Raw genomic sequence first — 18,552 nt, forward strand, 5'->3', positions numbered from 1 at the left:
GGCCACTCGAGACATCGGGTGGCCTTTTCATTGGCTCGTCCTGAGCCGCTTGATGCGGAGTTAGCGATGGTCAGCGACGAAGAGATCACGGCCGAGGCGCTGGCGTTTGCCAAGCGGCACAGGCAGCGAATAGCTCGGGAGCGGACGGATAGGGAGCGCTACGTCCCCGAAGCGCAACCCGTCTCGATCTTCATGGCGGGCTCGCCTGGGGCGGGCAAGACCGAGATATCCAAGGAGTATGTGGTAGCCCTCGGTGAGCTCCGAGAAGAAGGCATGGATGGCCTGGGCAACATACTACGGATCGACCCCGACGACCTGAGAGAAGAGCTGCCGGGCTACACCGGTGACAATTCTTGGCTGTTCCAGAGGGCCGTGTCGATCCTGGTGGAACGGATTCACGACCTGATGCTGAAGCAGCGACAGTCGTTCATCCTCGATGGGACGCTTGCCAGTCTCGACGTGGCACGGAAGAACATCGAACGCTCGCTCCGGAAAGGCAGGGATGTACAGATATTCTTTGTATATCAGAATCCTAAGCTCGCTTGGCAGTTCGTGTGCAGTCGTGAAGAGGTCGAAGGTCGAAATATTCCGCTCGATGGTTTCATTCGCCAGTTCCTGGGCGTTCAGGACGTATTGCGGTGGATCAAGCAGGAGTACGGCGATCGGGTGATGCTGGACATGATCATCAAGGACAACGATGGCACGAATCAGCAGTGGGAGACGGACATCGACTCGATTGATGACTACCTGCCCGAGCGCTACACTCGTGAACAGCTGGAACGCCTGCTCGTAGGTGAGGATTGAGCATGAAAGAACACGTCGCCAAGTCGACCCCCTTGACCCATTTTGCGCGCCACGCGTCCGCGGAACAGAAGCAGGCGGTGCGTAGCAAGGTGATCAACAACGCCATTGCCCGCCAGAAGCGTGTCCTCGATCAGGCCAAGGAGCAGCGCTGACGGTGATCGTTGCGCGAGCCTTGAGATGAACAGCATCGGAACCCGCCACAAGGCGGATTCTTTTTTGCGCGGCGCGTGGCCCCATGGCAACCCCACACCTTCCGATGCGGCTAGCGGTTGCCCGTATCTAGCCTCAAGCTTCCATATCCTCGGAGGTGATGGCCGGACTCTGAGTCATGGCTCTGTGGACCAGCCAGGCCTTCGCGGTCTTCCTGCCGGTAGTCGTCGACAGGCCACTCGAGAAGCCGGGTGGCCTTTCCTTCGTCTCGTCAAGAGGCACTTCACTCGATCACGATGTTTCCTGTTTTTTAACCGAATAGCGCAGCCAGACCACGCCATCGTTGAGCGCTTCCACGCCGAGTAGCTTGAAGGCCACCGGGCTGACCTGGCTGTAGGGTTCCTGTGCCTTGAAAAAACGCGGCTGGTTGGCATCGCCATCGGCAATGGGGGCAAGCACCATGCTGACTTCATCCACCAGCCCCTGCTGTACGAAGGACCAGTTGATGGCCCCGCCGCCGCCAATGGCCAGGCGCTTGATGCCCAACTGGTAGAGCTTGTCCAGCATGACGGCGTAGTCGATCTGTTTCTTGCCGGCAATGATGTAAGAAATGTGCCGGCGGCGCAGGAAATCCTTGTAGCCGTTGCTGGCGGCCTCGGTCAGCACCTCCAGCACATGGGCTTTGACGTCACCCCAGGTAAAGCTGTTCAGCGGCCAGGCCAACTCGCCACGGGCATCGATGGACACATAGAACATGGGAGCATCGGTGTCGACGATAAAATCCCCGGCGGGCACCTCGGCGGCATTGGGGTCGATATCCTGTCAGGCGACACGTAAAACTGACCCCCAGGCGACACGGAAAATTGACCCCTCCGTGAGCTCATCAGGAGGGTCCGCCCATGAAGAAATCCGGATATAACGTTCCCCACACTCAGGTACGAGGGGAACCGATGCAGAGCCCAGAGGATGTCGCCGCCATGCTGCGCCTGAAGGCCTGTGGCTGGGGCACCAAGCGCATCGCCGACGAGCTCGGCATCAGCAGGAACACCGTCAAACGCTACCTGCGCCAGGGCGGCTGGGCACCCTACGCGAGCCCGCAGCGCAGCAAGTCGCTGGAAGGGCTGGAGGAATGGCTGAAGGCGCGCTTCCTGCAGCATGCCGGCAACGCCGCCGTGGTCCTGCAGGACCTGCAGCTAGAGCACGGCATCACGGTCAGCCTGCGCACGGTGGAACGCGCCTGCGCGCCGTTCCGCCAGGCACTGGCCGCCGAAGCCAAGGCCACGGTGAGGTTCGAGACGCCGCCCGGGAAGCAGCTGCAGATCGACTTTGGCAGCCGCCACATCACCATCAATGGGGAGTCGGTCAAGGTCTTCCTGTTTGTCGCCACCCTGGGCTACTCCCGCCGCCTCTACGTCCGTGCCTTCCGGCACGAGCGGCAGTCGGCGTGGTTCGCCGGCCTGGAGGGCGCCTTCCGCCACTTTGGCGGGGTGCCAGAGCAGGTGCTGCTGGATAACGCCCGGGCGCTGGTCGACCACCACAACGCGGCGACCCGCGAAGTCGTGTTCAACGAGCGGCTGGCGGCCTTTGCCCGCTACTGGGGGTTCCGGCCGGTGGCCTGTGCGCCGTACCGTGCCCGCACCAAGGGCAAGGACGAGCGTGGCGTCGGCTACGTGAAGCGTAACGCCATCGCCGGCCGGACCTTCGCCACCTGGGCGGCGCTGGAGGCCCACCTGAGCTGGTGGATGCGCGAGATCGCCGACCAGCGGGTGCATGGCACCACCGGCGAGCTGCCGGCGGTGCGCTTCATCGCCGAACAGGCCAGCCTGCAACCGCTCAACGATCGGGCGCCCTTCGAGCAGGCCCGGGAGCTGAACCGGCGGGTTCAGCGCGACGCCACCGTGGAGGTCGACACCAACCGCTACAGCGTGCCCTGGCGCCTGGTCGGTGAGCCTGTCCAGGTCAGCGTGACCGACGGCGAACTGCGGGTGCACCACGCCGGCCGCGAGGTGGCCCGCCACCCGGAGCTGGGCGGGCGCCGCCAGGTGCGCTGCCTGCCGGAGCATCTGCAGGGCATCGTCGGCTACCGATCACCCAAGGCGGACACCGAGGAGGTCGTGGCGTCCAGCGAGATCGTGACCACCTTGCCGCCGGCCGCGCTGCAGCGCGACCTGACCGAGTACGAAGCCGTGGTGGGAGGTGGCTGGTGATGACGACGCCGGAGACTGAGCGCCTGGACGCCATGCTGACGCGTCTCAAGCTGACCGCCATCCGCGAGCGGCTCGACACGCTGCTCGACGAAGCCGCACGCCGGGAGCTGACCCTGCGCGAGACGCTGGCCTACCTGTGCGAGCAGGAGGTGGCCCATAAGGAGCAGCGGCGCATCCAGATGGGGCTGAGCATCGCCCGCTTCCCGTTCCTGCGCACTCTGGAAGGGTTCGACTTCAGCGCCCAGCCTGCCGTCGACCCCGGTCAGATCCGTGAGCTGGCCTGCGGGCGCTGGATCGCCAACGGCGACGCCCTGCTGCTGCTCGGCCCGCCGGGCGTGGGCAAAAGCCATCTCGCCGTGGCACTGGGCCGGGAGGCGGTCAAGGCTGGCTACTCCGTGCTGTTCACCACCGCCACGGCACTGATCACCCAACTGGTCCAGGCCTATGCCAATGGCGCCCTGGAGGAGCGGCTGAGGCACTTCGCCAAGCCCAAGCTATTGATCATCGACGAGCTGGGCTACCTGCCGCTGGAACCCGGGGCGGCCAACCTGTTCTTCCAGTTGGTCACCCGGCGCTATGAACGCGGCAGTCTGCTGGTCACCAGCAACCGGGCGGTCAGCGAGTGGGGTGAGGTGTTCGGTGACGCCGTGGTCGCCACAGCGATCCTCGACCGGCTGCTTCATCACAGTCACGTCATCACCATCCGCGGTGACAGTTACCGACTGCGCGCCAAGCGCAAGGCCGGGCTGATCAAGCCCGATTCCATCCACCATGACGAGCAGGTCGTCAGAGGGTAAGGGGGTCAGATTTCACTGTCGCCAGGGGGTCACTTTCTGATGTCGCTTGACAATATCCGGTTTCTGGTAGTGGGTAATGTTGTCTTCGGTGGCTGTTTTACCGTTCAGATACGCGTTCAGGTTCAGAACCTGCTTTTCGGGCGTCCAGCCGATATCCTTGTAACACTCACTGGCAGCGCGGAATTCCGGCAGATCCATGCTGTTGATGCGTATTCCGACGAACGTGACCGGTCATTCCGGGGATCGTGACCGATCTGCTCACTCCTCTCTCGCTGGCTCTGGTTTTGTAAGCTGACCGGTCACGATGGGTCAACTTCTGCCGCTTGCGGGGCGGCGCTCTTGCGCATCGATTCTCCTCTGAGTGTCAGGCGGTGGGCGCTGTGCAGCAGCCGGTCCAGGATGGCGTCGGCCACCGTCGCCGCGCCGATGTAGTCGTGCCAGTGCTCGATGGGCAGCTGGCTGGCGATCAGCGTCGAACCCCGGCCGTGCCGGTCCTCGATCACCTCCATCAGGTCCTGGCGCTGCGGGGCGGTCATCTTCTGCATGCCCCAGTCGTCGAGGATCAGCAGGTCGGTCTTCTGCAGCTGGCCCATCAGCCGGGCGTAGGAGCCGTCGCCCTGGGCGATGCGCAGCTGCTCGAACAGGCGCGGCACCCGCAGGTAACGCACCGAGTAACCCTGCCGGCAGGCCTGGTTGCCCAGCGCGCAGGCCAGCCAGGTCTTGCCGCACCCGGTGGGGCCGGTGATGCACAGGTTGAGGGACTGGCCGATCCACTCGCCGGTGGCCAGCGGCGCCATGCGGCCCCGCTCCAGGCCGCGAGGGTGGCGGTAGTCGATGTCCTCGACGCAGGCCGTCACGCGCAGCTTGGCGGTCTTCAGCAACCGGTCGAGGCGGCGGTTATCGCGATGCAGGACCTCTCGGTCGAGCAGCATGCCCAGGCGATCCTCGAACGGCAGGTCGTAGGTGTCCGGCTGGGTGAGCTGGTGGGCCAGTGCGTCATACATGCCGGTCAGCTTGAGGCGGCGCAGGGTGTCGAGCAGGGGCTGGGTCATCATCGGTCGTCTCCTCGGATCAGTGGTAGTACTCGGCACCGCGCACGTTGGTGTGGGGCGGCAAGTCATCGAGCGCCTCGGGGAGCGTCAGCATCGGCTGCTGATCTAGCCCCTGCTTGAGGATCGAGGCGATGCTGCTGTAGCGGGTGGTGGGGATCGCCAGGGCATGCGCGCAGGCCTGCTCCAGCCGGGCCTTGCCGTAGCGCCGGCTGAGCTGCAACAGGCCCAGGCAGGCACGGTAGCCATGCTCGGGATGGGGGCGGTCCTGCAGCTGTCGCTGGGTCATTTCCAGGGTGGCGACGCCGATGTCCTTCGCCCAGTCCAGGAAGCGGCTTGGCGACCAGTCGCGGTGGGCCTGGTGACGCTTGGGCATGTGCTCGGCCAGGGTCGAGAAACGTCCCGGGGCGTGGCGCGGGTGCGCCGCCACCCGCTGCCCTTTGTGGAACACCTCCACCATGGCGTGGGTCAGGCGCACCTCCAGCACCTGGCCGACCAGGCTGTGAGGGACGCTGTAGAAGTGTTTGTCGAGGTCGAGGTGGTAGTCGATGCCGGGCCTGGCCTTGCGCCACTCGGCGTACTCGTAGGGCGTCTCCGGCAGCGGGCGCAGCACCGGCCGGTCGATGGCCGCGAACAAATCGCGCCGGCTCTCCTCGCGGCCCTGGAAGGGTCGGCGGTTGAGATCCTCCAGCAGCTCGCGGATGGCCTGGTTCAGCGAGGCCAGCGTGAAGAAGGTGTGGTGGCGCAGTCGGGCCAGGATCCAGCGCTCCACCAACAGCACCGCGGCCTCCGCCTTGGCCTTGTCCTTGGGTTTGTAAGGCCGCGCCGGCAGCACCGCGACCTGGTAGTGCTGGGCCATCTCGGCGTAGGTCGCGTTGAGCTGGCTCTCGTAGCGACATGCCCGCGTCACGGCGCTCTTCAGGTTGTCGGGCACCAGTAGCTCGGGGACACCGCCCAGGAACTGGAAGGCGCGCTGGTGAGAGGCGATCCAGTCGGGCAGCGCCTGGCTCCAGGTGGCCTCGGCGTAGGTGTAGCTGGAGGCGCCCAGCACGGCAACGAACACCTGGGCCCGTCGCTCCTCGCCGGTGGCCTGGTTGATGATCGGCACGGTCGGGCCGCAGTAGTCGATGAACAGCTTCTCGCCGGCGCGGTGGACCTGACGCATGCTGCGCCGCTGGCGGTCCCGCCAGGCGCGGTAATGATCGCAGAACCGACTGTAGCGGTAGGCCTTGTCGCCGTGGACCTCGACGTACTCGGCCCACAGCAGCTGCAGGGTGACGCCCTTGCGCTTGAGCGCCTGGTGGACCTGGAAGTAGTCCGGCGCCGAGAAGCGCATCGGCGGCGATTTGGCCGGGAACAGCCGCGCCTCCAGCGCCGCCTCGTCGGTGCCGTCGGGCAACGGCCAGCGGATGCCGGCCACCTGGGCCAGGCTGACGTACTTGCTGACCACGCCCTTGGAGAGGCCGCAGGCCCGCGCAATCTTCTCGTGGCTGAGGCCGGCGTCGTACTTGAGGCGCAACACCTCGGTGATGGTTCGCATGGGAATCCTCGGCAGGGAAAACGCATGAAAAACCGCTCTACGACGGGCTTCGTAGCGCTTTACCAGTAGGAGCTAATGTGGTCATCTAACGGCTTTTGCTCATGGATGACCCGATGCTGACACCGTCCCTTATGCACCATTTATCGATCGTTCCCGACTTCCGCCAGGCTTGGAAAGTGCAGCATCAGCTGTCGGATATCCTGTTTCTGACGGTGTGTGCGGTGATCTGTGGTGCCGAAGGTTGGGACGAAATCGAGGATTTTGGCCACGCAAAGCTCGATTTTCTTCGCCAGTACGGCAATTTTGAGGCCGGCGTGCCCAGCCATGACACCCTGGCCAGGGTGATGGCCCTGGTGAATGCCGAGCAGCTGCAAAGCGCGTTTGCCGAGTGGATGAAGGCCTGTCACGACGTAACCGAAGGAGCGGTGGTAGCCATCGATGGCAAGACGTTGCGTGGGTCGTACTGCCGAGGGAAGGGCAAAGGGGCGATACACATGGTCAGTGCCTTCAGTGCGGCAAATGGTGTGGTGCTGGGCCAGGTCAAGACGGCCGAGAAATCCAACGAGATCACGGCGATTCCCGAGCTGCTCAAGCTTCTCAATCTGCAAGGCTGTCTGGTGACGATCGATGCTATGGGCTGCCAAAAGAAGATCGCCACTCAGGTGCTGCAGAAGGGCGCCGATTACCTGCTGTCGGTGAAGGAAAATCAGCCAGCCCTAGCGGATGCCTTCGAGGCGGCGTTTCCCATGGCCAAGGTGGTCAACTTCGAAGGGGATGCCTATGTCACGGACGAGAAGAACCGAGGGCGGCAAGAGACCAGATACCATATTGTCAGCAAGGTTACTGAAGAATTTCAGGAGCTTAGCTATGAATGGCCAGGCCTGAAAACGGTGGGCGTGGTGATGAGTTTCCGCCAGGAAGGCGATGAGGTGCCAGAAGCCCCGATGATCCGTTACTACATCAGCTCTGCGGAGCTGAGCGCCAAGAAGCTCGCCGAAGCGGCTCGCCAGCATTGGTTCGTGGAAAATAAGCTTCACTGGTCATTGGACGTCGCTCTCCGCGAGGACGCCTGCAAAATTCACCGAGGACAGGCGGCGGAAAACCTCGCCAGGATCCGGCATATCGCGCTGAATTACCTGAAAGGGGAGACCCGTTTCAAAGGCGGCATCCGGCGAAAACAGAAGAAAGCGGCGCTGGATGAGACCTACCTGGCGGACATTCTTGCGGTGTAGGATTTTTCATGCGTTTTCCCTGGAATCCTCGGTGCTGGCATGTCCACCTCCAGGGCAAAGACAAAAGGAGGGGTATGCCGTAAAAGTCCGAATCATTCCAGCGAGTTAGGTGAGATTCCGGGAACGTGACCGAGGATTCCGACATCGTGACCGCGGATTCCGGGAAAGAGGCCGAAATCGGTCACGATGAAATGGAATGGCCGGTCACGTTGGCCCGGAATGGTCGGTCACGATAGATCGGAACGGGCGGTCACGATGGCCCGGAATACGCACTGTTGATGCCGCCGTCGATGGAGGTATGGGTATGAATGATGATGTAAGGGCGATTCATGGATAGTTCTCCCTGGTAAGTGAGAATGAATTCTTCATTCGGCTTGCGGGCGCGGGGGTGGCTGCAAGCGCAGGCTGATAACAGCGGTAATCAATGCCACCACCGCCGCCAGCACCAGGCTGAACCGCAGCCCACTAATGAAACTGGAGGACTGCGCCAGCAAGGCACCGAACACGGCTACCGCCAGTGCGCCGCCTACCTGGCGGCTGGTATTGAACACGCCGCTGGCAGTGCCGGTTAAGGCGTTGGGTACGCTGCTGAGCAGTACTGCCGTGATCGGTGGTGCAATTAACGGCCCGGCCAGACCGACCAGAAACATCAACGCCGATGCCACCCAGATCGGGGCCGACATGGGTAACCCGGCAATGGCCAGCAGGCCTCCGGCCATGCACAGCAAGCCGGTGGTGATCAGCTTGCGGGCACTGAAGCGTTGTACCAACCGTGAGGTGAACGGGGTGAGCATCAGCCCGATCAGCATCATGGGCAGAAAGGCAACGCCGGTGGCTGCTGCTGTCAATCCTCGCTCCTGCTGAAAATACAGGCTCATGACGAACGGCAGCCCGAAGTAACCCACCATGAAGGTGAACCCCACCACCATGGAGATGCGGGCATTGCGGGCCTGCAATACCGCAGGCGGTATCATCGGGCTGGCTCCGCGCCGTTGCAGCAGGATAAAGAGCGCAAACATCAATACCGCAACCGTGAGCGATAGCAGCGCCAGAACCGGGTGGCTGTCATGGCTGCCGATATCAATGGCACCGTATATCAGGCAGCCCATGGCTATCATCGCGGTGAGTTGGCCCCAGCCATCAAAGGGTGCAACGCGTGTTAATGAAGGGGCCGAGTGCCTCAGAAACCACAGGGTTACCAGGCCCACCGGCAGGTTGACCAGAAAAATCCAGCGCCAGTCCAGGGGGACCAGTAGGCCACCGATCACCGGGCCGGAAGTTGACGCTACCGCCCCGCCCATGGCCCACAAGGCAATTGCATGTACCTGTTTGACCGGGTCGGCATAGGCTTGGCGGATGAGCGCCATGGACGACGGCATCATCACCGCCGCTCCCACGCCTTGGGCAAAACGCGCGGCAATCAGGCTGCCCAGGTTCGGTGCCAGCCCACAGGCCAGTGACGCCAGCACAAAGACACCCACACCCAGCCCGAAGGAACGCTTGGCCCCCAGGCGGTCAGTCAGCGCCCCGGCGGACAGCAGCAAGGCGGCAAACGCCAGGGTGTAGCCATCCACCACCCATTGCAGGCCGGTGATATTGGCGCCCAGCTCATGCCCCAGGGTCGGCAGGGCCACGTTGACCACCACCGCGTCCAGGGTGATCACGAAGAACCCCAGCAAGGCCGCAATCAGGGTGGCCTGAGCCGTGCTCTTCGACACAGCAGGGGCGGGCGATGCGGCGACACTCACCGGTATCAGTCTCCCTGGTATTGCGCGTCGGTGACCGCTTCCAGCCACTCCACGTTCTTGCCGTCCAGCATTTCGGTCACGGCGATGTGGCTCATGGCGGTGTCGCTGGTGGCGCCATGCCAGTGCTTGTGGCCCGGCGGGCACCAGATGGTGTCACCGGCATTCACTTCTACCCGTTCACCGTGTTCACACTGGGTCCAGCCCTTGCCAGCCGTCACGATCAATAACTGCCCGAGGGGGTGGGTGTGCCAGTGGGTGCGAGCGCCGGGCTCGAAGGTCACCAGTCCCGCGGTTACCCGCGAAGGTTCTTCCGCCTGCAGGTGAATCGGATCGATGCGGACACGACCGGTAAACCAGTCGGCTGGCCCTTCGGCGGAAGGGCGGGAACCGTTCTTGTGGTGAATCATGGCGGCTCTCCTTATTGCCTGCGCTTACCAGGGTTGATTGGCCGGACCGACGGTGAATTCATTCACAGTGGTATCGTCGGGCAGGTCCATGGCGAAGGCCACCACATCGGCAATGCGCTCCGGGGCAATGCCGTAGGTCTCGTACAGCCCTTCCATCTGCTCCCGGGAGCCCTGGTCGGTTATGGTAGTGAGCAGCTCGGTGTTGATGGCCGCCGGGTACAGGGTGGCAGTGCGAATATTGGTGCCTTCCAGCGCAGATTCCATACGCAGCACTTCCATGAAGTCGTATATGGAGTCCTCCCCGTTTGCCAGCATGAGGCGCGATGGTCGATAGGTACGACTGCACACGTATATCCGGTCTCGTAAATGACGCCAATGGCATCGGACCCTGATGGGCTATCCTGGATATTGCATCAGACATGAAAAAGGCGGCTGAAAATCGGTTATGATTCAAGGGCCTAATCCAGAATCAACCGCTACAGCCGCCATGACAAAATGTACCACGCCGTCCACTTCCTTTCCACGCTGCAAAGGCCGTCAGGTCATCGCCCGTTTCGATGGCGGTGATGTCACCTCCGACGGCGGTATCCTGCTGCTGCGGCAGCTCGATCGCGAGATGGGCCTGACCCGCGCCGTCGCTCGCCGGCTCAGCGACGAGCGCGACCCGCAGCGCTGCCTGCATCGCACCGAAACCCTGGTCCGGCAGCGCGTTTTCGGCCTGGCGCTGGGCTATGAGGATCTCAATGACCACCAGGCCCTGCGTCACGACATCGCCTTGCAGACCGCAGTCGATACCGATGGCGTGCTGGCCAGCCAGTCCACCTTGTGTCGCTTCGAGCAGCAGGCCGATCGAGACTGGGCGGTTACCATCCACGAGGAGATGATCGAGCAGTTCATCCGCTCGTTCCGGCGGCCACCCAAGAAGCCGCTCTACCTCGACTTCGATGCCACCGACGATCGGGTGCATGGCCAGCAGCTCGGGCGGCACTTCAACGGCTACTACAACCACTACATCTTCCTGCCGCTGTTCGTGTTCTGTGGCGACCAGCTGCTGGTCAGCTACCTTCGTCCGGCCTCGCTGGATGCCGCTCACCACGCCGGTGCCATCCTCGCCCTGTTGGTCCGGCGGCTGCGCCAGGCGTGGCATGAGGTGAAGATTGTCTTCCGAGGCGACAGCGGCTTCTGCCGTCCGCTGATTCTCAACTGGTGCGACCGCCACGGCGTCGATTACATCATCGGCCTCGCCGGCAACAAGCGCTTGGCCAAGCTGGCTCTGGACATCGACTACACGTCGGCTATCCGCTTCGAGAAGAGTTGGGAGAAGGAGCGTGTCTTCGGCTTCATCGAGTACGCTGCCAAGAGCTGGAAGGAGCGTCGACGAAAGGTCATCGTCAAGTCCGAGACCAGCCGGCGTGGCTTCAACACCCGCTATGTGGTCACCAGCCTGCGCGGCTGCAGCGCCGAGTGGCTCTATGACCACCGCTACTGTGCCCGGGGCGAGATGGAGAACCGCATCAAGGAGCAGCAGTTCCTGTTCTCCGACCGCACCAGCTGCCACGAATGGTGGCCCAACCAGTACCGACTGCTGCTGTCGGGGTTGGCCTACCTGCTGCTGGAGCGGCTACGCCGGATTTACCTCAGGCGCACCGCCTTCGCCCAGGCCCAGGTCAACACCCTCCGCCTGAAGCTGCTGAAGATCGGCGCTGTCATCACCCGCAACACGCGCACGATTCGGCTGATGTTGAGCAGCCAGTACCCGGAGCAGGACCTCTTCCTGAAGCTGGCCAACAAGCTGGTGCCCGGATAGCGCCGCGGCGTGCTGTCCCCGGCACAGAAAACACATGGGGGTTGGGGGCAGTGCGTCCTGAGCGCAGAAAATTGATCAATAAATAGCCAATCTCAAGCCCGTAGCGCCATCGTCTTCACCGAGCCTGAGATCTGGGAGCGTCTGGTCGGCCCGGTGCAACATCCGGGCTATCCGCACGTCAGCTCCCATTCGCTTACACGAGCTTTATGGCTCAGCGCTCCAGAGGGGTTTTCTGACGTCGGTTCGACCTGTTCGCCATCTAGCAGCATGCTCAGCAATCGTGGTGGTGGATCACCTCTTCGAACAAAATCATGAAATACAGAGTGTTACTGTTTTTACGCAGCCTGCGAAGCCAAGGCGGGATCGTAGGCTACATCCCGGTGCGTTATCGCCCAGGCGATACGTGCCGTCTTGTTGGCGAGTGCGACGATGGCGACATTGACATGCTTCCGTTCGGACAGCCGCCGAACCCAGTCGCTCAACCCATCGTCCTTGCCCTCGGCATGACGGAGAACGGCTCGGGCACCGTGCACCAACAACTTGCGAAGATAGCTGTCGCCCCGTTTGCTGATGCCCAGCAGACGATCTCGTCCGCCGGTGCTGTGCTGACGCGGTGTCAGGCCCAGCGAGGCGGCAAAGTCCCGGCCGCGGCGAAATGCCTGGCCATCCCCAAGGGCGCCGGATAGCGCGCTTGCCGTCAGCGGGCCGACACCCCGCAATGTCATCAAGCGCTTCGCCACCGGGTCAGTCTGCACCTGATGTTCGATACTTGCCGTGACCGTCTCAATGCGGTCATCCAGGTGACGGAGATCCTCGGCAAGTCCAGCCAGCAGCACACGGAAGGCATCGGTCAGGCCATTCTCGGCATCTTCCAGCCAACGGGGCAGCGCCGCCCGAAGCTTGCCGATACCGACAGGCGCCACTATTCCGTATTCGCCGACCAGGCCGCGGATTTGATTGGCCTTGGCCGTCCGTTGATGAACCAGCTCTTCACGGATCCGATGAGCTGCCTGGACATCCTGCTGGCCAACGGTCTTGACTGCGACGAAACGCATGTTGGGACGACCCATGGCCTCACAGATGGCCTCGGCATCGACCCGATCATTCTTGTTGCTCTTGACGTAGGGCTTGACGAACTGAGCGGCGATCAGCTTGACGTGATAACCGCGCGCCTGCAGCTCACGCGCCCAGTGGTGGGCGGAGGCACACGCCTCCATACCGATCTCGGCACCGACAGGGACGCGATTGGCAATGGCGTCCAGCCACTTGTCCCGTGAGTACTTGCCACGCCACTGCACCTGGTCATGGCGATCCACGCCGTGGACGTGAAAAACTGACTTTGCGATATCGACGCCGACCCGACTAATGTTCATGTGGAGTTCTCCTCATCCTCAAGCTGGCCAGTGATGCACTCACCCACCAGTGTGGCGCAACGACGCCGGAGTAGGTGGGGAGGACTCCATCCCATTGCTTACGATGATCCGGCGGGCAAAGACATCGATGACGAAGGCGACATAGACAAAGTCCTGCCAGGTGGCGACATAGGTAAAATCCGACACCCACAGTGCATTCGGCTGAGCCGGCTGAAACTGCCGCCGCACCAGGTCCGCCGGAGAGGCCTTGTTGGGATCTGGCACCGTAGTACGAACCGACTTGCCTCTCACCACGCCTTGCAGCCCCATACGGCGCATCAGGCGCTCGACGGTGCAGCGAGCGGTGGGGATCGCTTCTCGGTGTAATTGGCGCCAGACCTTGCGGATGCCATAGACACCGAAGTTCTCGTCCCAGACCCACTGGATCTCGCCGCTCAGCCAACGATCACGCTGGATGCGGGGTGGCACGCGATCAGGCTGGGCGTCACGGGCCTTGTGCTCGTAGTAGGTCGACGGGGCGATCGGCAGGACACGGCAGATCGGCTCGACCCCGTATGACTCCCGGTGATCATCGATGAACTCGATCATCACTTGCCGCGGCGGTCGAGCTCCGCCTGGGCAAAATACGCGGAGGCCTTGCGCAGGATCTCGTTGGCCTGCTTCAACTCGCGGTTCTCACGCTCCAGCGCCTTGATCCGCTCACGCTCGGACGTCGTAGTGCCTTCACGGCGCCCCGCATCACGCTCGGCCTGCCGGACCCAGCTACGTAGCGTCTCCGGTGTACAGCCGATCTTGGGGGCAATGGCGCCGATGGCGGCCCACTGGGAGGGGTAATCGGCCTCGTGGTCAAAGTCCATGCGGACGGCCCGCTGGCGGACCTCAGGGGCATATCGTTTGGAAGTGCTCATGGCTCCATCCTCTCAAGGTTTGGAGCCTCCGGGAATCCCGGTACGGTTCAGGTTGGTTATCTGGCTTTTTCAAAGCCGTATGCGCGTAGCGAGTGGATCGAATGACGGCGAGTGTTTTTAGCAAGTGGATGGCAAGCCAGCCAATGTCTGCGAATCATGTTTGGGTAGCTCCTTCCCTTGGCGGGTAGCCGCGCGAACAAAGGCGGTAGGGGATTGACCGAGCACCTTGCGAAACATGCTGGAGAAGGCTCCCGGACTGTCGTAGCCGAGTTCCAGCGCGGTTCGGGTAACGGAGCTACCGGATAGCAGTTTGGGGAGGGCGGCCATCAGGCAGGCCTGCTGGCGCCATACCGCGAATGACATGCCGGTCTGTTGACGGAACAGGCGATTGAAGGCGCGCTGGCTGCGATGCAGTTGCCGCGCCCAGTCCTCGGGCAGGCTGCGGATATGCGCCTGGCCGAGAAACTCCTTGCACAAGCTGGCCAGTTGAGGATCCCGGGGCAGAGGAGCAAACAGCGGCAGTGCCGGCGCCAGTTGCAGTTCGTACAGCAGGAGTTGGGCGAGGGCACCATCGCGGCCGCTCTCGTCATAGAGCGCGGGCATGTTGGCGGAGGCCAGCAACAGGTGATGCAGGAGCGGCGTCACGACCAGCACCTCGCAGGTGGGTGAGTAACGTGGAACCGCGAGCGGCTCGATATACAGGCTGCGGGTGCTGACGCCGTTCATCCGCACCCGGTGGCGCTTGCCTGCAGGCAACCAGACACCGCTATAGGGCGGGACCATCCAGGTGCCGTCATCGGTATCGACTTCCATCAAGCCCGTCATGCCATAGAGAAACTGGGCGCGGCGATGGGTATGAAAGTCGAGCAGGGTGCCGGGGCTGTAGTCGGTGCCGATGGCCACGATGGGCCGGGCCACATGGTCCACCTCCGCCAGAGGGATATTGAGCATTTGTCCTCAGAGTGGCCGAAATACAACGATTATTGGCCAACTGGCGAATGTCGGCCACCCCTTATCGGAATATCGTTCCTGTCGTTGAGTTCACCAGGAGAGTTCCGGTGTATGGCGTATTGCTTCTCTGCGGCGGGTTGGCTGGGGTTACCACCGTATTGTTCGGTTTCGGTGGCGGTTTCGTCGTCGTTCCCTTGATGTATACCTTGCTGATTGCCGTCCATGGGCCGGATAGCGCGGCTGGTCTGGCGGCCATGCATATCGCGGTGGCTACCTCGACCGCACTGATGATCTTCGCGGCTTCTTTGTCGACATGGCGTCACCATCGGCGACGGACCGTGCAATGGCACCTGGTGCGCCCGCTGGTCGGCTATATCGCCATCGGTGCCGTGCTCGGCGCGACCGCGGCAGTGTCGTTGAGTGGGGGCTGGGTACGCTGGGTGTTCATCGGCTATCTGGGGCTCACGATTGCGGATGCCATCCTGAGGCCCGGTTTCCTGCATCAGGTGGGTGGTGATGTGCGTCCCCTGGGTCGCTTGGTGACAGCGATGACCGGTACCTTCATCGGCACTGTGGCCGCGTTTTTGGGTGTTGGCGGGAGTGTGATGACCGTGCCGCTGATGCGCCGCAGAGGTGCCAGCATGACGGCGGCCACGGCGATGGCCAGTCCGTTGTCGTTGCCCATGGCGGTGAGTGGCACCGCGACTTATGTGTTGCTGCCAGCTAGCGATACCACTCTGGGCGCCTGGTATACGGGGTATGTGGACCTGCGGGCCTTGCTAGCGCTGGCGGTGGGGTCATGGCTTGGTATCCGCCTGGCGTCGCTATGGATCGGGCGAATTCCCGATCGTATTCATACTTGGGTTTACCTATTACTGCTGACGGTAGTGCTGGTGGTGATGGTCATCATGCACGATTGAATGTCAAGCGACATCAGAAACTGACCCCCTGGCGACAGTGAAATCTGACCCCCTTACCTGACGACCTGCTCGTGATGGTGGTTGGTATCGGGCTTGATCAGCCCGGCCTTGCGCTTGGCACGCAGTCGGTAACTGTCACCGCGGATGGTGATGACGTGACTGTGATGCAGCAGTCGGACGAGAATGGCCGTGGCCACCACGGCGTCACCGAACACCTCACCCCACTCGCTGACCGCCCGGTTGCTGGTGACCAGCAGGCTGCCACGTTCGTAACGCCGGGTGACCAACTGGAAGAACAGGTTGGCCGCACCCGGCTCCAGCGGCAGGTAGCCCAGCTCGTCGATGATCAATAGCTTGGGCTTGGCGAAGTGCCTCAGCCGCTCCTCCAGGGCGCCATTGGCATAGGCCTGGACCAGTTGGGTGATCAGTGCCGTGGCGGTGGTGAACAGCACGGAGTAGCCAGCCTTGACCGCCTCCCGGCCCAGTGCCACGGCGAGGTGGCTCTTGCCCACGCCCGGCGGGCCGAGCAGCAGCAGGGCATCGCCGTTGGCGATCCAGCGTCCGCAGGCCAGTTCACGGATCTGACCGGGATCGACGGCAGGCTGGGCGCTGAAGTCGAACCCTTCCAGGGTGCGCAGCTGACTGGCCAGCGAGTGGCGGATACGCAGCGGGTGGCGCGGATCGACCAGGTTGTCCTCCAGCGCCTCGATCACGCCGCTGCTGTCGAGGGCTTCACGCAGCAGCAGAGCGCCGCTGTCGCTGGTGGTGCGATGGCCGCTCAGCTCAACACGGACAGAGCCGTTGCACGAGGGCGACCAGGTCGTTAGGGTTTCACCCATGGCGAGTGGTCCTCTTGAGTCGTGTTCTGGCAGGAACATCCTGATTCTACAAGAGAAAACCACTCGCCATCTTCGTTTTCAGGCCGGCCTCATGAATAAGCCGGGGTCATGGCAACACCGTACCTGATGGGTCACGTGTTGCGCTTGGTCATTGAGACCGCCGGATTGATAAAAATTAAGCCGCCACTGTCTTCCGTCACTATGAGAAGCTAGACAATAGCCTGCGCAGCTCTGGAGGGGGCACTTGGGGTCGTTCATTCGACGCCTGCTTGGGCGTCGGCCCGGCGCCATTCCCGCGGCGAGCAGCCGGCATGCCGGCGGAACATCTTGGCCAGCGCCGAGGGGCTGCTGTAGCCTACCCGGCCGGCGATGGCGTCCAACGGCACGCCGGTCCGCAGTAGGCTCTTGGCAAGCCCCAGCCGGTACTGGGCCAGGTATTCGGCGGGGGGCTGGCCGAGGGTGTCGCGAAACTGGCTGGCGAAGCGCGCCCGGGACATGCCCGCTTCGCTGGCCAGCCCGTTCAGTGTCCAGTCGGCCTGCGGCCGGTCGTGCAGGGCGATCAGCGCCTTGACCAGCTTGGGATGGGCCATCCCCGCCAGCAGCCCCGACTCCACCTCGCCGGCATCCATCAGATAGCGCAGCAACTGGATCACCAGCAGCTCACACAGTCGATCCAGGGCAGCCTGTCGGCCGCAGCGCTCCTCCCGCATCTCTGCCTGCATCAGCGCCAGTAGGCCGGCCATGCCGCTCAGCCGATCCAGGGGCGTCACCAGCATCGAGGGCAGGGCGCGATAGATTGGGCAGATGTTGCCGGCGCCGAAGCGGAAAGAACCGCACAGCGTCTCCGCGCCTTCCGGCCCCGGCCCGAGGTGGTGCGCATCGCCGGCGGCCAGCAGGATCAGCACCGGGGCGCCGAAGCGGCGTGGCGGGCCGTCCGCCAGCGTCAGGTCCATGGTGCCGCGGGTCAGGATATGCAGAAAACCGGTGCCTTCCTGCGGGGGGTGGCGCGCGCTGTAGCACAGCGGGCCGGCGTTGAGCACGCTGGCGGCAAGATGGAAGTGGTCGAGCAGGGCGGCGAGTCGGTCCATCTTGAGACTCCTGGACACATATTGAAGACTCCTGGAATCCAATCGTCCAGCGTGCCGCCTAGACTGTCAATCGCCGGCACCCGAACAGGAGGAACGGACCATGACAACAACCAATGCCCTTGGCCTGGCGGCACTTCTGGCCCTGACTAGCCTTCCCGTCCTCGCTGCCGACCTGGCGACGACGACCTATAGCGAACACGTGGACGGCGAGGGCGGTATCTCGCTCCCGGCAGGGGTCCGGGACCACTGGGTTCACCTGGGGTCCTGGGTGGTCAACGACACCGAGGCCCCCGGGGCCGGCTTCCATGATGTCTATACCCAGCCCGAGGCCGCGCGGGCCTACCAGGAGAGCGGCGAGTTCGCCGATGGCACGGTCCTGGTCAAGGAGATTCGCAGCATCGAGGCCGGTGAAAAGACCACCGGACCCGCGCTGTGGGCCGGCGAACCGCAGATCTGGTTCGTGATGGTCAAGGACACCCAGGGGCGCTTCGACAGTCCCCACTGGGGCGAAGGCTGGGGCTGGGCGCTGTTCAAGGCCGAGGCGCCGGAGCAGAACGTGTCCGAGAGCTTTGAGGGTACCTGCAAGGGCTGCCACGTGCCGGCGCAGCAGGCCGATTGGGTCTTCGTCGAGGGCTACCCGACGCTGCGCTGAGCGGTGGGAGCGGCCCTGTGCCAGGGCATGAGCACGAAGAAGCCGTCGAGGATCGATTCGCCCTCGGCGAGCCGTTCATG

At 63.2% G+C, this 18,552-nt stretch carries 19 protein-coding genes, 1 pseudogene and 1 other annotated feature; of the genes and pseudogenes, 8 read left to right on the forward strand and 12 right to left on the reverse strand.

The genetic code is table 11. From position 1 onward, the window contains the following. The first annotated feature begins 66 nt into the window (after positions 1-66). Both NFH66_RS02375 and NFH66_RS02380 read left to right on the forward strand, forming a co-directional pair. A complete protein-coding gene (locus NFH66_RS02375; RefSeq protein ID WP_349608065.1) occupies positions 67-804 on the forward strand; it encodes a zeta toxin family protein in 738 nt (245 codons plus the stop codon). Positions 805-806: 2 nt separating this feature from the next. Further along, a complete protein-coding gene (locus NFH66_RS02380) occupies positions 807-956 on the forward strand; it encodes a hypothetical protein (protein ID WP_349608067.1) in 150 nt (49 codons plus the stop codon). A 289-nt stretch (positions 957-1,245) separates the two neighbouring features. On the opposite strand, the gene NFH66_RS02385 is transcribed toward NFH66_RS02380, so the two are convergent. Further along, positions 1,246-1,749 carry a dihydrofolate reductase family protein gene (locus NFH66_RS02385; RefSeq protein WP_349608069.1) on the reverse strand — a complete coding sequence of 168 codons (504 nt, stop codon included), beginning with the start codon at positions 1,747-1,749 and terminating at the stop codon, positions 1,246-1,248. 104 nt (positions 1,750-1,853) lie between these two features. Between NFH66_RS02385 and istA (NFH66_RS02390) the strand changes: the two genes are divergently transcribed. Both istA (NFH66_RS02390) and istB (NFH66_RS02395) read left to right on the forward strand, forming a co-directional pair. Continuing rightward, positions 1,854-3,161, forward strand: coding sequence for an IS21 family transposase (istA, locus tag NFH66_RS02390; RefSeq protein ID WP_502878624.1), 1,308 nt, complete (start codon positions 1,854-1,856; stop codon positions 3,159-3,161). Next, the gene (gene istB / locus NFH66_RS02395) at positions 3,161-3,958 is read left to right on the forward strand and encodes an IS21-like element helper ATPase IstB (protein WP_349607618.1); all 798 of its coding nucleotides are present in this window, start codon (positions 3,161-3,163) and stop codon (positions 3,956-3,958) included. Before istA (NFH66_RS02390) ends, istB (NFH66_RS02395) begins: the two co-directional genes overlap by 1 nt. Positions 3,959-3,970: 12 nt before the next feature. On the opposite strand, the gene NFH66_RS02400 is transcribed toward istB (NFH66_RS02395), so the two are convergent. The 3 genes from NFH66_RS02400 to istA (NFH66_RS02410) all read right to left on the reverse strand — a co-directional run bounded on the left by NFH66_RS02400 (position 3,971) and on the right by istA (NFH66_RS02410) (position 6,547). Then, positions 3,971-4,156 (reverse strand): hypothetical protein, encoded by a 186-nt coding sequence (locus NFH66_RS02400; RefSeq protein WP_349608071.1) that lies wholly within the window; start codon positions 4,154-4,156, stop codon positions 3,971-3,973. A gap of 101 nt (positions 4,157-4,257) precedes the next feature. Further along, the gene (gene istB, locus NFH66_RS02405) at positions 4,258-5,013 is read right to left on the reverse strand and encodes an IS21-like element helper ATPase IstB (protein ID WP_349608073.1); all 756 of its coding nucleotides are present in this window, start codon (positions 5,011-5,013) and stop codon (positions 4,258-4,260) included. A 16-nt stretch (positions 5,014-5,029) separates the two neighbouring features. Beyond that, a complete protein-coding gene (istA, locus tag NFH66_RS02410; protein ID WP_349608075.1) occupies positions 5,030-6,547 on the reverse strand; it encodes an IS21 family transposase in 1,518 nt (505 codons plus the stop codon). A gap of 113 nt (positions 6,548-6,660) precedes the next feature. On the opposite strand from istA (NFH66_RS02410), the gene NFH66_RS02415 reads away from it, so the two are divergent. After that, complete coding sequence (locus tag NFH66_RS02415; RefSeq protein WP_349608077.1) at positions 6,661-7,779, forward strand: ISAs1 family transposase; 1,119 nt, start codon at positions 6,661-6,663, stop codon at positions 7,777-7,779. 365 nt (positions 7,780-8,144) lie between these two features. On the opposite strand, the gene NFH66_RS02420 is transcribed toward NFH66_RS02415, so the two are convergent. Genes NFH66_RS02420 through NFH66_RS02430 form a run of 3 tightly spaced genes read right to left on the reverse strand, consistent with a single transcriptional unit; the run spans position 8,145 to position 10,198 of the window. Next, positions 8,145-9,527, reverse strand: coding sequence for an MFS transporter (locus tag NFH66_RS02420; RefSeq protein WP_349608079.1), 1,383 nt, complete (start codon positions 9,525-9,527; stop codon positions 8,145-8,147). A 5-nt stretch (positions 9,528-9,532) separates the two neighbouring features. Further along, a complete protein-coding gene (locus tag NFH66_RS02425; RefSeq protein WP_349608081.1) occupies positions 9,533-9,934 on the reverse strand; it encodes a (R)-mandelonitrile lyase in 402 nt (133 codons plus the stop codon). 24 nt (positions 9,935-9,958) lie between these two features. Continuing rightward, positions 9,959-10,198, reverse strand: a complete 240-nt coding sequence (locus tag NFH66_RS02430; RefSeq protein WP_349608083.1) for an SDR family oxidoreductase — start codon at positions 10,196-10,198, stop codon at positions 9,959-9,961. Between the two features lie 223 nt (positions 10,199-10,421). Between NFH66_RS02430 and NFH66_RS02435 the strand changes: the two genes are divergently transcribed. Beyond that, the gene (locus NFH66_RS02435; RefSeq protein ID WP_349608085.1) at positions 10,422-11,741 is read left to right on the forward strand and encodes an IS1380 family transposase; all 1,320 of its coding nucleotides are present in this window, start codon (positions 10,422-10,424) and stop codon (positions 11,739-11,741) included. A 335-nt stretch (positions 11,742-12,076) separates the two neighbouring features. Here the strand turns inward: NFH66_RS02435 and NFH66_RS02440 are convergent, their stop codons facing one another. From NFH66_RS02440 to NFH66_RS02450, 3 genes and pseudogenes are all read right to left on the reverse strand, one after another. Beyond that, complete coding sequence (locus NFH66_RS02440; protein ID WP_349608087.1) at positions 12,077-13,114, reverse strand: IS110 family RNA-guided transposase; 1,038 nt, start codon at positions 13,112-13,114, stop codon at positions 12,077-12,079. Positions 13,115-13,216: 102 nt separating this feature from the next. Continuing rightward, positions 13,217-14,022, reverse strand: a pseudogene (locus NFH66_RS02445) (IS3 family transposase); the annotation flags it as partial. Further along, positions 13,628-13,744, reverse strand: a sequence feature (AL1L pseudoknot). (Overlaps the previous pseudogene by 117 nt.) 117 nt (positions 14,023-14,139) lie before the next feature. Continuing rightward, complete coding sequence (locus NFH66_RS02450) at positions 14,140-14,973, reverse strand: AraC family transcriptional regulator (protein ID WP_349608089.1); 834 nt, start codon at positions 14,971-14,973, stop codon at positions 14,140-14,142. Positions 14,974-15,080: 107 nt separating this feature from the next. Here NFH66_RS02450 and NFH66_RS02455 point away from each other — a divergent pair, with 107 nt between their 5' ends. Further along, a complete protein-coding gene (locus tag NFH66_RS02455) occupies positions 15,081-15,893 on the forward strand; it encodes a sulfite exporter TauE/SafE family protein (RefSeq protein WP_349611632.1) in 813 nt (270 codons plus the stop codon). Between the two features lie 53 nt (positions 15,894-15,946). Here NFH66_RS02455 and istB (NFH66_RS02460) read toward each other — a convergent pair whose 3' ends face one another. Both istB (NFH66_RS02460) and NFH66_RS02465 read right to left on the reverse strand, forming a co-directional pair. After that, entirely contained in the window at positions 15,947-16,771 is an 825-nt protein-coding gene (istB, locus tag NFH66_RS02460; protein ID WP_349608091.1) for an IS21-like element helper ATPase IstB, read from the reverse strand. Positions 16,772-16,986: 215 nt separating this feature from the next. After that, positions 16,987-17,820: an AraC family transcriptional regulator gene (locus NFH66_RS02465; RefSeq protein WP_349608093.1), complete on the reverse strand. Its 834-nt coding sequence runs from the start codon at positions 17,818-17,820 to the stop codon at positions 16,987-16,989. Positions 17,821-17,920: 100 nt separating this feature from the next. Here NFH66_RS02465 and NFH66_RS02470 point away from each other — a divergent pair, with 100 nt between their 5' ends. Then, entirely contained in the window at positions 17,921-18,472 is a 552-nt protein-coding gene (locus tag NFH66_RS02470; RefSeq protein WP_349608095.1) for a cytochrome P460 family protein, read from the forward strand. Positions 18,473-18,552: the final 80 nt, after the last annotated feature.

This window comes from Halomonas sp. H10-9-1 (genome assembly GCF_040147005.1).
GTDB lineage: Bacteria > Pseudomonadota > Gammaproteobacteria > Pseudomonadales > Halomonadaceae > Halomonas.